10 protein-coding genes and 2 rRNA genes are annotated in these 14,638 nt (G+C 68.6%); 3 read left to right on the top strand and 9 right to left on the bottom strand.

Features of this window, described 5'->3' with window-relative positions:
* Nucleotides 1–241: 241 nt before the first annotated feature.
* Together AB5J54_RS21430 and rrf are read left to right on the top strand one after the other, a co-directional pair.
* Nucleotides 242–3,360 (top strand): 23S ribosomal RNA (locus AB5J54_RS21430).
* Nucleotides 3,361–3,432: 72 nt separating this feature from the next.
* Nucleotides 3,433–3,549: ribosomal RNA gene (gene rrf / locus AB5J54_RS21435) — 5S ribosomal RNA — on the top strand.
* A 60-nt stretch (nt 3,550–3,609) separates the two neighbouring features.
* Here rrf and AB5J54_RS21440 read toward each other — a convergent pair.
* The 4 genes from AB5J54_RS21440 to AB5J54_RS21455 are packed head-to-tail and all read right to left on the bottom strand — an operon-like array spanning nt 3,610 to nt 7,130.
* A complete protein-coding gene (locus tag AB5J54_RS21440) occupies nt 3,610–4,278 on the bottom strand; it encodes a response regulator (RefSeq protein ID WP_369145512.1) in 669 nt (222 codons plus the stop codon).
* Complete coding sequence (locus tag AB5J54_RS21445) at nt 4,275–5,447, bottom strand: sensor histidine kinase (protein ID WP_369145513.1); 1,173 nt, start codon at nt 5,445–5,447, stop codon at nt 4,275–4,277. Before AB5J54_RS21445 ends, AB5J54_RS21440 begins: the two co-directional genes overlap by 4 nt.
* A gap of 7 nt (nt 5,448–5,454) precedes the next feature.
* A complete protein-coding gene (locus AB5J54_RS21450) occupies nt 5,455–6,231 on the bottom strand; it encodes an ABC transporter permease (RefSeq protein ID WP_369145514.1) in 777 nt (258 codons plus the stop codon).
* The gene (locus AB5J54_RS21455) at nt 6,228–7,130 is read right to left on the bottom strand and encodes an ABC transporter ATP-binding protein (protein ID WP_369145515.1); all 903 of its coding nucleotides are present in this window, start codon (nt 7,128–7,130) and stop codon (nt 6,228–6,230) included. Before AB5J54_RS21455 ends, AB5J54_RS21450 begins: the two co-directional genes overlap by 4 nt.
* A gap of 150 nt (nt 7,131–7,280) precedes the next feature.
* Between AB5J54_RS21455 and AB5J54_RS21460 the strand changes: the two genes are divergently transcribed.
* Entirely contained in the window at nt 7,281–7,868 is a 588-nt protein-coding gene (locus AB5J54_RS21460) for a GNAT family N-acetyltransferase (protein WP_369145516.1), read from the top strand.
* A gap of 6 nt (nt 7,869–7,874) precedes the next feature.
* On the opposite strand, the gene AB5J54_RS21465 is transcribed toward AB5J54_RS21460, so the two are convergent.
* From AB5J54_RS21465 to AB5J54_RS21485, 5 genes are read right to left on the bottom strand one after another with little or no spacing between them, the layout of a single operon-like run.
* On the bottom strand, nt 7,875–9,446 hold the full coding sequence (locus AB5J54_RS21465; RefSeq protein ID WP_369145517.1) for a type IV secretory system conjugative DNA transfer family protein: 1,572 nt from the start codon (nt 9,444–9,446) through the stop codon (nt 7,875–7,877).
* Nucleotides 9,447–10,841 carry an ATP-binding protein gene (locus AB5J54_RS21470; protein ID WP_369145518.1) on the bottom strand — a complete coding sequence of 465 codons (1,395 nt, stop codon included), beginning with the start codon at nt 10,839–10,841 and terminating at the stop codon, nt 9,447–9,449.
* 20 nt (nt 10,842–10,861) lie between these two features.
* Nucleotides 10,862–12,415 carry an SCO6880 family protein gene (locus AB5J54_RS21475; RefSeq protein ID WP_369145519.1) on the bottom strand — a complete coding sequence of 518 codons (1,554 nt, stop codon included), beginning with the start codon at nt 12,413–12,415 and terminating at the stop codon, nt 10,862–10,864.
* Nucleotides 12,412–13,740: a hypothetical protein gene (locus tag AB5J54_RS21480; protein ID WP_369145520.1), complete on the bottom strand. Its 1,329-nt coding sequence runs from the start codon at nt 13,738–13,740 to the stop codon at nt 12,412–12,414. Before AB5J54_RS21480 ends, AB5J54_RS21475 begins: the two co-directional genes overlap by 4 nt.
* Nucleotides 13,730–14,569, bottom strand: coding sequence for a hypothetical protein (locus tag AB5J54_RS21485; protein ID WP_369145521.1), 840 nt, complete (start codon nt 14,567–14,569; stop codon nt 13,730–13,732). Before AB5J54_RS21485 ends, AB5J54_RS21480 begins: the two co-directional genes overlap by 11 nt.
* Between the last annotated feature and the right edge of the window lie 69 nt (nt 14,570–14,638).

A 14,638-nucleotide genomic window follows, 5' to 3' on the forward strand; every position in this document is an offset into this window, starting at 1 on the left:
CAGCTCATGGGTGGAACGTTGATTAGTTGGCACACTCGGATGTCTCCTTCACAAGTACTGCTTCGGCGTGGAACGTGACGAGAGTTCTGAAGAGTGTGCTTGGCACGTTGTTGGGTGTCTGAGGGTACGGCCGTAAGGTCATGCCTTCGAGGATGCCGGCCCCGGTAAAGCACCGCTTAGGTGGTGTGTGACGGGTGGCTGGTCGTTGTTTGAGAACTACACAGTGGACGCGAGCATCTGTGGCCAAGTTTTTAAGGGCGCACGGTGGATGCCTTGGCACCAGGAACCGATGAAGGACGTGGGAGGCCACGATAGTCCCCGGGGAGCCGTCAACCAGGCTTTGATCCGGGGGTTTCCGAATGGGGAAACCCGGCAGTCGTCATGGGCTGTCACCCATGCCTGAACACATAGGGCATGTGGAGGGAACGAGGGGAAGTGAAACATCTCAGTACCCTCAGGAAGAGAAAACAACCGTGATTCCGGGAGTAGTGGCGAGCGAAACCGGATGAGGCCAAACCGTATGCGTGTGATACCCGGCAGGGGTTGCGCATGCGGGGTTGTGGGATCTCTCTTTCACAGTCTGCCGGCTGTGAGACGAGTCAGAAACCGTATGGATAGGCGAAGGACATGCGAAAGGTCCGGCGTAGAGGGTAAGACCCCCGTAGCTGAAATCTGTACGGCTCGTTTGAGAGACACCCAAGTAGCACGGGGCCCGAGAAATCCCGTGTGAATCTGGCGGGACCACCCGCTAAGCCTAAATATTCCCTGGTGACCGATAGCGGATAGTACCGTGAGGGAATGGTGAAAAGTACCGCGGGAGCGGAGTGAAATAGTACCTGAAACCGTGTGCCTACAAGCCGTGGGAGCGTCGGATACAGCTTGCTGTATCTCGTGACTGCGTGCCTTTTGAAGAATGAGCCTGCGAGTTTGCGGTGTGTTGCGAGGTTAACCCGTGTGGGGAAGCCGTAGCGAAAGCGAGTCCGAATAGGGCGATTCAGTAGCACGCTCAAGACCCGAAGCGGAGTGATCTAGCCATGGGCAGGTTGAAGCGGAGGTAAGACTTCGTGGAGGACCGAACCCACCAGGGTTGAAAACCTGGGGGATGACCTGTGGTTAGGGGTGAAAGGCCAATCAAACTCCGTGATAGCTGGTTCTCCCCGAAATGCATTTAGGTGCAGCGTCGTGTGTTTCTTGCCGGAGGTAGAGCACTGGATAGGCGATGGGCCCTACCGGGTTACTGACCTTAGCCAAACTCCGAATGCCGGTAAGTGAGAGCGCGGCAGTGAGACTGTGGGGGATAAGCTCCATGGTCGAGAGGGAAACAGCCCAGAGCATCGACTAAGGCCCCTAAGCGTACGCTAAGTGGGAAAGGATGTGGAGTCGCAGAGACAACCAGGAGGTTGGCTTAGAAGCAGCCACCCTTGAAAGAGTGCGTAATAGCTCACTGGTCAAGTGATTCCGCGCCGACAATGTAGCGGGGCTCAAGCGTACCGCCGAAGTCGTGTCATTGCAGCATGAGGGCCAACGCCCGCTGTGATGGGTAGGGGAGCGTCGTGTGCCGGGTGAAGCAGCCGCGGAAGCGAGTTGTGGACGGTTCACGAGTGAGAATGCAGGCATGAGTAGCGATACACACGTGAGAAACGTGTGCGCCGATTGACTAAGGGTTCCTGGGTCAAGCTGATCTGCCCAGGGTAAGTCGGGACCTAAGGCGAGGCCGACAGGCGTAGTCGATGGACAACCGGTTGATATTCCGGTACCCGCTTTGAAACGCCCAATATCGAGCCCATTAATGCTAAGGCCGTGAAGCCGTTCCGGACCCTTCGGGGAAAGGAAAGTGGTGGAGCCGTCGACCCAAGGTGGTAGTAGGTAAGCGATGGGGTGACGCAGGAAGGTAGTCCAGCCCGGGCGGTGGTTGTCCCGGGGTAAGGGTGTAGGGCGTGTGATAGGCAAATCCGTCACACATTAAGCCTGAGACCTGATGCCGAGCCGATTGTGGTGAAGTGGATGATCCTATGCTGTCGAGAAAAGCCTCTAGCGAGTTTCATGGCGGCCCGTACCCTAAACCGACTCAGGTGGTCAGGTAGAGAATACCGAGGCGTTCGGGTGAACTATGGTTAAGGAACTCGGCAAAATGCCCCCGTAACTTCGGGAGAAGGGGGGCCACGCCTGGTGATCGGATTTACTCCGTGAGCTGGGGGTGGCCGCAGAGACCAGCGAGAAGCGACTGTTTACTAAAAACACAGGTCCGTGCGAAGCCGTAAGGCGATGTATACGGACTGACGCCTGCCCGGTGCTGGAACGTTAAGGGGACCGGTTAGCTCTGTTTCGACAGGGCGAAGCTGAGAACTTAAGCGCCAGTAAACGGCGGTGGTAACTATAACCATCCTAAGGTAGCGAAATTCCTTGTCGGGTAAGTTCCGACCTGCACGAATGGCGTAACGACTTCTCGACTGTCTCAACCATAGGCCCGGTGAAATTGCACTACGAGTAAAGATGCTCGTTTCGCGCAGCAGGACGGAAAGACCCCGGGACCTTTACTACAGTTTGATATTGGTGTTCGGTTCGGCTTGTGTAGGATAGGTGGGAGACTTTGAAGCCGTGACGCCAGTCATGGTGGAGTCGCCGTTGAAATACCACTCTGGTCGTGCTGGATGTCTAACCTCGGTCCGTGATCCGGATCAGGGACAGTGTCTGATGGGTAGTTTAACTGGGGCGGTTGCCTCCCAAAGGGTAACGGAGGCGCCCAAAGGTTCCCTCAGCCTGGTTGGCAATCAGGTGTTGAGTGTAAGTGCACAAGGGAGCTTGACTGTGAGACCGACGGGTCGAGCAGGGACGAAAGTCGGGACTAGTGATCCGGCGGTGGCTTGTGGAAGCGCCGTCGCTCAACGGATAAAAGGTACCCCGGGGATAACAGGCTGATCTTCCCCAAGAGTCCATATCGACGGGATGGTTTGGCACCTCGATGTCGGCTCGTCGCATCCTGGGGCTGGAGTCGGTCCCAAGGGTTGGGCTGTTCGCCCATTAAAGCGGTACGCGAGCTGGGTTTAGAACGTCGTGAGACAGTTCGGTCCCTATCCGCTGTGCGCGTAGGAATATTGAGAAGGGCTGTCCCTAGTACGAGAGGACCGGGACGGACGAACCTCTGGTGTGCCAGTTGTCCTGCCAAGGGCATGGCTGGTTGGCTACGTTCGGGAGGGATAACCGCTGAAAGCATCTAAGCGGGAAGCCTGCTTCGAGATGAGTATTCCCACCTCCTTGAGAGGGTAAGGCTCCCAGTAGACGACTGGGTTGATAGGCCGGATGTGGAAGCCCAGTAATGGGTGGAGCTGACCGGTACTAATAGGCCGAGGGCTTGTCCTCAGTTGCTCGCGTCCACTGTGTTAGTTCTGAAGCAATGAACTCCCTTGCCGGTTGAGTTCAACTTCATAGAGTTTCGGTGGTCATAGCGTTAGGGAAACGCCCGGTTACATTCCGAACCCGGAAGCTAAGCCTTTCAGCGCCGATGGTACTGCAGGGGGGACCCTGTGGGAGAGTAGGACGCCGCCGAACAATCATTGTGGGAAAGCCCCGCACCTCATGGTGCGGGGCTTTTCTGCGTTCCGGGGCCGTTTACGCCGGGGTGACCAGGTGGGTGTCGTAGGCCAGGATCACTGCTTGGACGCGGTCCCGGGTGCCTGTTTTGGCGAGGATGCGGCCCACGTGGGTCTTGACCGTGGATTCGGCCAGGTGGAGGCGCTCCGCGATTTCCGTGTTGCTCCAGCCCTTGCCGATGACCGTGAGGATTTCGCGTTCCCGGTCCGTGAGAGGGGCGAGGCGGGGGTCTGCCTCCGGGGCCTGGGGTGTCGTCGTCGACGGGAGGTGGTGGATGTACGCGTCCAGGAGGCGGCGGGTCAGGCTCGGGGCGACGACCGCGTCGCCGCCGGCCACCGCGCGGATGCCCGCGAGGAGTTCCTCCGGCTCGGCGTCCTTCACCAGGAAGCCGCTCGCGCCGGCGCGGAGGCCGTCGTAGGCGTACTCGTCGAGGTCGAAGGTCGTGACGATCAGGATCCGGGTGCGGGCGCCCGCCGCGACGATGCGGCGCGTGGCCTCGATGCCGTCCAGGCCGGGCATCCGGATGTCCATCAGGACGACGTCGGGGTGGTACCGGTCGACCAGGCGGATCGCCTCGGTGCCGTTCGACGCCTCGCCGACGACCGTCATGTCGTCCTGGCTTTCGAGCAGCATGCGGAAGCCGAAGCGCTGCATCGGCTGGTCGTCCGCGATGAGAACGGTCGTCACGAGGGGGAGTCCTCCAGGGGAAGTCGGAGCCGTACGTGCCAGCCGCCGCCGGTCGGCAGCGGGCCGGTCTCGAGTGTGCCGTCGTAGCGGGCCGCGCGCTCGCGCATTCCGGTGAGGCCGTGGCCCCGGCCGGGGACCGGCACGGCCGTGCCCGTGTCGGTGACGACCAGTTCCACGCCCTCGGGGCCGTACGAGAGGTGGACGGTCGCCTCCGCGCCGGCGCCCGCGTGCTTCAGGGTGTTCGTGAGGGCCTCCTGGAGGACCCGGTAGACCGTCAGCTGGGCCCCTGCCGAGAGCGTGGGCGCGTCCGGCGGCAGGTCGGCCCGGATCGGGAGGCCCGCCTTCCGCACGCCCTCGATGAGGGGTTCCAGGTCCGTCAGCGTCGGCTGGGGTGCGCGGTCCGCCGTCTCCCCGTCCTCATGCAGGACGCTCAGGAGGCGGCGGAGTTCGGCGAGGGCCTGGCGGCTCGTCGTACCGATGGCGTCGAGGGCCTGGGCGGCGCGCTCCGGGTTCTTCGCCGCCGCGTACCGGCCGCCGTCCGCCAGGCCGGTGATGACGGACAGGTTGTGGCCGATGATGTCGTGCATCTCCCGGGCGATCCGGGCCCGTTCGACGGTGGCGGCCAGGCGGACCTCGTGTGCGCGGTCGTCCCTGCGGGAGCGGACCGTGATGCCGAGGAGCGCGACCAGCAGGTAGGCCCACAGGCTGGGGATGACGCGCTGGTCCGAGGACTCCGACGGGAAGCGGAGGGCGCCGGTGACCAGGGGCGGGGCGATCAGGGCCAGGGACCACAGCAGCGCGCGCGGCGGGCGGCTGAGGGCCAGGTGGTAGACGGGGAGCATCTGGAGGTACGAGGCCTGGAGGAAGGCTCCCGAGGCGTCGCTGACGAGGGCCGCGCCGGCCATCACCGCCAGGGCCGTCATGGGGTGGCGGCGGCGCCAGTAGAGGGGGACGGAGAGCCCCAGGGTCAGGGTGACGACGAGCCAGACGGGGACGGACGGGTCCCGGGCCGTGTTCCGCCAGCCGCCCGCCGCGTCCACGAGTGCCGCGACCGTCCACACGGCGGTGAGCGTGGCGTCCCAGACCCAGGGGCGGGCGGCGTCGAAGGCCCGGGCGCGGGCCATGAGGTGTCGGGCGTACCGGCTCGGGCCTGTCGTCTCCGTCGTCACTCCGTCATCATCCCTGTACGTCGCGGCGCTTGAGCAGCAGCGCGGGGACCGTGAGTGCCGCGGCCGCCCACAGGAGCAGGGCCAGGAGGGCCGCGCCGGGCGAGGCCGCGCCGGGGAGCGGGGTCGCGGAGCCGAGGGCGCCGGCGGCCTGCGTGGGGAAGTACCGGACGACGGTGTCCATCGCCTCGTACGGGAGCATCCCGAGGATCTCCGGGACGATCAGGACCCCGCCGACGAAGGCGCCGATCGCGCCCGGCACCGAGCGGAGGGCGGCGCCGAGGCCGAGGGCGATCAGGCCGAGGAGGGTGACGCCGGCGGCGTTGCCCGCGATGGCGGCGAGGACGCCGTCGTCGGTGAGGGAGGCGGCCTGGTCGGTGTCGGAGAGGAAGACCTGGGCGGTGAGGAAGGTCAGCAGGGCGGTGAGGAGGGAGAGGGCGAAGACCGTCGCCGTGTAGACCGCCGCCTTCGCCCACAGGACCGGGAGGCGGCGGGGGACGGCCGTGAGGGAGGAGCGGATCATGCCCGTCGCGTACTCGCCGGCGGTGACGAGGATGCCGAGGACGGCGAGGGCGATGCCGCCGAGCTGGGAGCCGTACAGGGTGAGGACGACGGTGTCGACGTCGGAGTCGCCCCCGTCGGAGGTGTACGTGGCGCCCATGAGGATGCCGACGCCGAGGAGGAGCGCGGCGGAGGTGAGGACGGTGATCCAGGTGGAGCGGACCGTCCACAGTTTGTGCCACTCCGAGCGGAGGACCCGGGCGGGCGTGATGGTCGTGGCGGTCATGCGGGGGCTCCCTGGTATTCGACGGAGTCGCGGGTGAGGTCCATGAAGGCCTGCTCCAGGGACGGGGCCTGCGGGGTGAGTTCGTGGAGGGGGACGGCGTGGGCCGCGGCGGCGCGGCCGATCTCGGGCGCCTCGAGGCCGGTGACGAGGAGGGTGTCCGGGGCCTCCGTGGTGATCCGGGCGCCGGGGAGGAGAGTGCGCAGCCGGTCCGCCTCCGGGGTGACGACCTTGACGCTCGCGCCGCCCGAGGCCCGTACGAGTTCGTCGACCGTGGTGTCCGCGAGGAGGCGGCCCCTGCCGATGACGATCAGGTGGTCGGCGGTGAGCGCCATCTCGCTCATGAGGTGGGAGGAGACGAGGACGGTACGGCCCTCGGACGCCAGGTTCTTGAGGAGGGTGCGGATCCAGAGGACGCCCTCCGGGTCGAGGCCGTTGACCGGTTCGTCGAGGACGACGGTGCCCGGGTCGCCGAGGAGCGCGGCGGCGATGCCGAGGCGCTGGCCCATGCCCAGGGAGAAGCCCTTGACCCGCTTGTGGGCGACGTGGGTGAGGCCCGCGAGGGCGAGGACCCCCTCCACGCGGGCGCGTGGGATGCCGTGCGTGTGGGCCAGCGCCATGAGGTGGTGGTGGGCCGAGCGGCCGGGGTGCACCGCGCGCGCTTCGAGGAGGGCGCCGACGTGGGTGAGGGGGGCGCGGTGGTCGGCGTAGGGGCGGCCGTCGACGGTGGCGTGGCCGCGGGTGGGGGCGTCGAGGCCGAGGATCATGCGGAGGGTGGTGGACTTTCCGGCGCCGTTGGGGCCGAGGAAGCCGGTGACGGAGCCGGGGCGGACGGTGAAGCTGAGGTCCTGGACGACGGTGGTGTCCCCGTACCGCTTGGTGAGGTTCTCTGCTCGGATCATGTCTTCGACGCTAGGGAGCGGGCGGGGGCCGGGCGTCGGACCCGGGGCGGGCGTGCGGGGGCGGGGGTAGTACCGGGGTACGACAGGGTGGCCATGGTCTCGGGGAAAAGGCCTTGTCAGGAGGGCGCGGGTCTCGTCAGGATCGGCGGCATGGACTATTCGATACGCACCATCCGCGCCGACGAGTGGGAGAAGACCCGCGAGATCCGGCTGGCCGCCCTTCAGGACCCGGTCGCGCACCTGGCGTTCCTCGACACGTACGTGGACGCCGTCGAGCGGCCCGACGCGTTCTGGATCGAGCGCGCGGAGGGCGGGTCCGAGACCGGCGACGGTGCGGTGCGGCAGTTCGTCGCCGAGGCCCCGGACGGCAGCTGGGCGGGCACGATCACGGTGCTCGTGGAGCGGCCGTCGGACGAGGTGCGCTTCGGTGAGGCGGCGAAGGTCGACCAGACGCACATCGTCGGCGTGTACGTACGCCCCGAGGCGCGCGGCACCGGTGTGATCGACGCGCTGTTCCGGGCGGGCGTGGAGTGGTCCTGGACGCTGCCCGAGCCGGTGATCGCGCGGGTCCGGCTGTACGTCCACGAGGAGAACGCGCGGGCCGCCGCCTTCTACCGGCGCTTCGGCTTCGTGGCGACGGGCGAGCGGGTGGCGGTGCCGGGGTCCGATTCGGCGCAGGAGCTGGAGTACGAGTTCGTGCGGCCCTCGGCGGGGGCGGGTTCAGGCGCGGGAGCCTAGGCGCGGCTAGCGGCGCCGTTCCGTTGTGCCCACCCGTTCCGCCCCGGAGGAACGATTGCCCACGACGGGCCAGCGTGTTTTCGCCTGTTCCTCGGAGCGCATCAGGGCCAGGGTCGGGAGGCCCTGGGTGTGGCCCGTCGCGAGGAGGTCCGGGAGCTGGGGGAGCGGGGCCACCGCGGCGACGTCGTCGAGGACGAGGGTCAGTGGTGGGTCGAGCCGACCGTCGGATGACCGTGCGGCCATGCGGCGGCCGTGCTCGACCACGCTTGCGGCGAGGGCCGTGAGGAGCGGCATCGCGCCGGGGTGGGTGCGGGGATCCTCGATCGCCTCGCCCACCACGTAGAGCGTGCCCTGTTCGGCGAGGAAAGATGCGAGCGCCAGCGAATCCGTTCGATTCGGTACGCAGGTCTCCCTGATGTGGATCGCCGACATGGCCGAGAGCGCACGGGCCGTCAGTTCCTGTGCCAGGCGGCGGCTTTCCGGGTGGGCGGTGAGCGCGGATTCCAGGAGGCCCGCCAGGCCCGAGGCGGCCTTCGGGTGGCTGCGGAGGATCCGTACGGGCTCGTGGGCGCCGGCTCCCTGCGCCCAGCGGTGGACCTGCCGGAAGGGGCGGCCGTCGACGGCGGCGGCGTGCAGCCAGCAGCGCAGGAGCGTCTCGGCGGTGTCGGCGGTGGCCGCGTCGAGGCGGGAGTGCGGGCGTACGGGGGCGAGCAGGGCGATCGCGCGTTCCTGCGCCACCGCCGGGTCCTCGCAGTGCTCGGACGGTGACCAGTGCAGCCGGGCGGGGGTGTCGCAGAGGTGGCCGGGGTCGTGGACGAGGACCGGGCCGAGTTTGCCGCGGGCGTCCTTGGTGGAGGACCAGACGTCGGGGTCGGAGGTGACGACGAGGACGGGGCCTTCGGCGTCCAGGACGGCCTGCACGGCGGCCGGGCGGCGGGCCTCAAGGGGGCCGTAGAGCGTGCGGGGGGTGGCTATGGGGGTGGGGGCGGGTGCCGGGGCCGGTACGGCGGCCGGGGCATGCTCCTCCGTCGGGCGGCGCGGGGCCGGGGGCGCGGTGGGCTCCTCCCGGACTTCGGCGTCCTTCCGGACTTCGGCGTCGTTCCGTACGCCCGCGTCGTTCCGTACGCCCGCGTCCTTCCGTACGCCCCCGTCCTTCCGTACGCCCCCGTCCTCCCGTACCTCCGCGTCCTTCCGTACCGGCGGCCTGTCGTACGCCCCCGCCTTCCGGTGCGCGCGGACCGCGCGCCAGCGGGTCACCGTGCCGAGGACGAAGATCGCGAGGACCATCAGGATCATCGCCTCGCCGATCAGCAGCCCCCAGAAGAGTCCGTACCCGGAGAGCTGGGCCGGCGGGGTGGCCGGCCAGGCGGCCGGGAGGTCCGTCGGGGCCGTGGCCAGGGCGCGCATGGCCGACGGGGTGCCCGTGAAGGCGACCCCCTGCGGCCAGGCGCCGTGGGAGAACAGGCCCGCCAGGCCCGTCGCCGTCCACACCAGGACCGTGAGGCAGAGGAGGAGGGCGAACAGGCTGAGGAGCAGCCCGTCGGAGATCCCTCCGCCTCCCTTCCGTGCGGGTTCCATCTACGCCACCGTCGACTGCGAAGTGCCGTTCATCTGCTGCTCGATGAGGATCGCCCGCTGTTCCGTCTCCCATTCGAGGTCCGGGTCGGGGACGGAGGACTCCGTCATGGCGCGGTCGGTGTAGACGAGCGGGCGTTCCTTCTCGGTGATGAGGTGTTTGACCACCTGCACGTTGCCGTTGACGTCCCAGACCGCGATGCCGGGGGTGAGGGTCGGGATGATCTCGACCGCCCAGCGGGGCAGGCCGAGGACCCGGCCCGTGTTGCGTGCCTCGTCGGCCTTCTGGGCGTAGATGGTCCGGGTGGAGGCCATCTTGAGGATCGCCGCCGCTTCCTTGGCCGCCGCTCCGTCGACGACGTCGGAGAGGTGGTGGACGACGGCGACGAAGCTCAGGCCGAGGCGGCGGCCGAACTTCAGGAGGCGCTGGAACAGCTGGGCCACGAAGGGGCTGTTGATGATGTGCCAGGCCTCCTCGACGAGGAAGATGCGCTTCTTCCGGTCGGGGCGGATCCAGGTGTGTTCCAGCCAGACGCCGACGATCGCCATGAGGATGGGCATGGCGATGGAGTTGCGGTCGATGTGGGACAGGTCGAAGACGATGAGCGGGGCGTCCAGGTCGATGCCGACCGTGGTCGGGCCGTCGAACATGCCGCGGAGGTCACCGTCGACGAGGCGGTCGAGGACGAGGGCGACGTCCAGGCCCCAGGCCCGTACGTCGTCTATGTCGACGTTCATCGCCTCCGCCGATTCGGCCTCCGGGTGGCGGAGGCGCTCGACGATGTCGGTGAGGATCGGCTGCCGGTCGGTGGTGTGCTCGGTGACGTACGCGTGGGCGACCTTGAGCGCGAAGCCGGCGCGCTCGTCGAGGCCGTGGCCCATCGCCACCTCGATGATCGTGCGGAGGAGGGCCAGCTGGCCGGTCGTGGTGATCGAGGGGTCGAGGGGGTTGAGGCGGATCCCGGCGTCGTTGGCGACCATCGGGTCCAGGCGGATGGGAGTTATCCCCAGCTCCTGGGCGATGAGGTTCCATTCGCCGACGCCGTCCTCGCCCTGGGCGTCGAGGACGACGACCTGCCGGTCGCGGAAGCGGAGCTGGCGGAGCACGTACGTCTTCTCCAGGGCCGACTTGCCGTTTCCGGACTCGCCGAGGACCAGCCAGTGCGGGGCGGGGAGCTGCTGCCCGTACAGCTGGAAGGGGTCGTAGATGTAGCCCTTGCCGCTGTAGACCTCGCGGCCGATGATGACGCCTGAGTCGCCGAGGCCGGGCGCGGCGGTCGGCAGGTAGACGGCCTGGGCCTGCCCGGTGGAGGTGCGGACGGGCAGGCGGGTCGTCTCCACCTTCCCGAAGAGGAAGGCGGTGAAGGCTTCGGTGAGGACGGACAGCGGATCTCGCATGGGTCTGTGCCCCTTCGGCCCTAGCGGCGGATGCCGGTCGCGAACGGCAAGGTGTTCACAAAGGCCCGGTGGTGCTCGCGGTCGCACCACTCCAGCTTCAGATACGACTTGCCGGCGGAGGCCCTGATCGTGCGCTTGTCCCGGGCGAGGGCCTCGGGCGAACGCGACGACACCGTGATGTACCCGACGAGGTTCACTCCTGCCGCGCCGCTGGCGAGATCTTCACCCCGCTGGTCGAGCCGGCCGTGGGCGGCGATGTCGCGCGGGTCGACCGTGCGGTTCATCTTGGCGGCGCGGCTGGCGTCGGCCTCGTCGTTGGTCTTCTCGGTGAGCATGCGCTCGATGGCGACCTCGGTGGGCTCCAGGTCCATGGTGACGGCGACCGTGCGGATGACGTCCGGGGTGTGGACGAGGAGCGGGGCGAGGAAGTTGACGCCGACCGGGGTCATCGGCCACTCCTTCACCCAGGCGGTGGCGTGGCACCAGGGGGCGCGGGTGGAGGACTCGCGGGTCTTGGCCTGGAGGTACGTCGGCTCCATGGCGTCGAGTTCGGCGGGCCAAGCGTTTCGTTTCGTCATGGCCTGGATGTGGTCGATGGGGTGGTCCGGGTCGTACATGGAGTGCACGAGGGACGCGAGCCGCGACTGGCCGAGGGGCTGGCGGACGCGGATGTCGGCCTCGGCGAGGCGGGCGCAGATGTCGGTGAGCTCGCGGGCCATGACGACGGCGAGGCCGGCGTCGCGGTCGAGCTTGCGGGCGCCGGAGGCGTGGCGGGCGGCGCGGGCCATGGCGTTGGCCTCGGCGGCGAGCTCGCGGGTGTAGTGCATGCAGGCGACGAGGTAGGCGCGGTGCTGCTCGCTGGAGGTGGAGACCATCGACTGGAGCTGGTCGTACGACTCCTGGAGCCACGCGGGCGCGTGCGGGTCGCCGCGCTGGCCGACGTCCTTGGCGTGCGCGTCGGGGTCGGCGGGGAGGGTGCGGGCGAGCATCTGGAGGCGGGTGACGAAGCCGTCGCCGTTGGCGACGTGCTTCAGGAGGGTGCCGAAGCGGTCGACGAGGGCCTCCTGGTCCTCGCTGTCGCGCAGGCCGACGCCGGGGCCCTCGATCTCGATGGCGGCGGTGACGGTGCGGCGGTCGGCGTGCAGGAGGACGGCGATCTCGTCCGGGCCGAAGGGGGCGGCGAGCCAGCCGACGCGGCCGATGCCGGGGGGCGGGCCGATCTCGACCTCGCGGCCGTCGAGGCGGGTGCCGGCCTCGACGGTGCCGGAGCGGTAGGCGGTGCCGCGCTTGAGCATCCGCTTGTAGCTGCGGTTGATCTCGAACCACTTGTAGAAGGTCCGGTGCTTGTACGGGAGGTACACGGCGGCGATCGCGAGCATGGGCAGGCCCGCGAGGAGCGCGATCCGCAGGGGGAGGGCGGGGACGAGCAGTCCGCTCATCATGCCGAGGAAGGCGCCGACGATGATCAGGGCGATCTCGCCGGTCTCGCGGTTCTTGCCGATGATCGCGTTCGGCCGGGCGCGGCCGACGAGATACGTGCGGCGGGGCGCGACCGGCTGGGACTGGGTCGTCAACGCCCTGCACCTCCAGAGTTCTTGCGGTTGCTGTGCGGGGTACCCGCGGTGGGACTGCTGTTACGGGGTGGGGGCGTCGAGCCGCCGGTTCCGCCGGTTCCGCCGGTTCCGCCTCCGCCGCGGCTGCTGTGCGCGGCCATGCCGCCGGAGACGGCGTTGGCGGGACGGGGGGCGGAGCCCTGGGAGCCTCCGCCGCCGCTGTCGCGGGTGCTGTGGGTCTTGATGCCCTGCGAGACGAGGGAGGCGGGGGAGGAGATGACGGCGGCGGCCGCGTTCTCTCCGGCGCGGTGGAGGCGGTTGTTGCGGGAGGCGGCGATCTCGTCGCCGAAGCCGGGGACGAAGCGGTAGATCATCGCGGAGGCGAAGATCGCGAGCAGGATGATCGAGAGGCCGGAGACGACGGCGGAGACCGAGTCGGGGCCGGTGCCGGAGGAGAGCGCGCCGGCCAGGCCGAGGACGATCACGATGATCGGCTTGACCAGGATGATCGCGATCATGATGCCGGCCCAGCGGCGGACGTGGCTCCACATGTTCTTGTCGACGAGGCCGGAGTAGACGACGACGCCGAGGAGGGCGCCGACGTACAGCAGGACGGCGCGGAGGAACAGCTCCAGGTAGAGCACGCCGGCGGCGATGACGGTCACCAGGGACACGATGATCAGCATGATGGGGCCGCCACCGATGCTGTCGCCCTTCTGGAGGGCCTCCTTGAAGCTGCCGAAGAAGATGTCGGTCTGCTGGCCGGTGCCGGAGGCGATGACCTCGGTGATGGCGTCGGTGGCGTTGACGACGGTGTAGAGGATCAGCGGCGTGAACGCGGAGGCGAGGACCGTCAGCCAGAGGAAGCCGATGGCCTCGGAGAGGGCCGTGGTGAGGGGGACGCCACGGACGGCCCGCTTGGCGACGGCGAGGAGCCAGAGGAGGAGGGTGAGGAAGGTGGCGGCGGCGAAGACGATCGCGTAGCGGCCGAGGAACTGCATGTTGGTGAAGTCGACGTCGGCGGTCGCCTTGACGGCCTTGGAGAGGTAGTCGATGGTCGCGACGGCGGCGTCGGCGAAGCCGCGGGCGAGGGAGGAGAGGGGGTCGAGGGCGGTGGGGTCGGCTACGGGAGCCTTGTCGGCTCCGCCGCCGGTTCCGGCACGGCCGTTCTCGCAGTAGTCCCGTGCGGGGCCGCGGATCAGGTCGCAGGGGTTGTTGCTGCCGCTCGGGCTCGGCGTGGGCGTGGGCGCGGCGAGGGCACGGCCGGCGAAGAGCACGACGGCCGTCTGTGCCGCGCCGAGCGCAGCGGCGATCCTGGTGCCGCGCGGAAGGCGCTTACCGGGCATAGGTGAAGCCTCCGAACTGACCGACCGCGTCGCTCATCTCCTCCGCCGTGGACGCCCGCTGGTCCCGGCCGACGGGCACCGGGCCGTCCTTCTGGTCGACCCCGGTGACCTTCCAGTCGCCGTCGACCCACTGCAGTTCGTACGAGCCGGTGTACCAGGCTTCGGAGACGGGGTTCTTGGAGCCCTCGCCGGCCATGCCGAACAGGGACGAGTACCAGACCGACACCGTGGCCCTGTCGTCCGAGTAGCTGTCGACCTTCGAGCCCACGGGGACGGTGCGGGAGATGAACGTCATGCCCTGCGGGGCGGTGCCGTCCTCCTGGAGGCCGATCCGGGCGAGGAAGCCCTTGTCCGCGTAGACCTTGTCGAGGTCGCCCTGGCGCGCGGCCGCGACGGCCGGCGCGTAGACGGTCTGGACGATCTCGCTCCGAGTCACGCTCGAGAACATCTCGGCCGACCCCAGCGCCACCGCGTAGTTCGTCGCCGCGCTCTGGGCGCCCTGGTCGTCGTGGGCGTAGCCGGTGGGGATCTGGCCGTTCTTGCCGGTGACCGGGCGGACGCCCGTCGCGGACGTGGGGGCCGTCTTGCCCGGGGTGCCGGCGCGGGCGCCGGTCGTGTCGGCCGGTTCGCCGCCGCCGCGGTTGGCGAAGGCGATGGCGGCGACGAGGAGGACCACCACGCCCACGACCGTGATGAGGGATCGGGAGCTGCGGACGGGGCGGCGGGCGCCGCCGTAGACGTCGCCGCTGTTGCCCTCGGGCAGGCGGGTCCGGGTCTGGCCCGAGCCGCCCACGCCGCCGAAGCTGTCGTGCTCGTCGCCGGGACTCATGCCGGGTACGCCCCCTCACTCGTTCGCGGGTACGGCCGTGCTTCAACATGACTGGGCATCAGGGAACGC

This window comes from Streptomyces sp. R44 (assembly GCF_041053105.1).
Classification (GTDB): Bacteria; Actinomycetota; Actinomycetes; order Streptomycetales; family Streptomycetaceae; genus Streptomyces.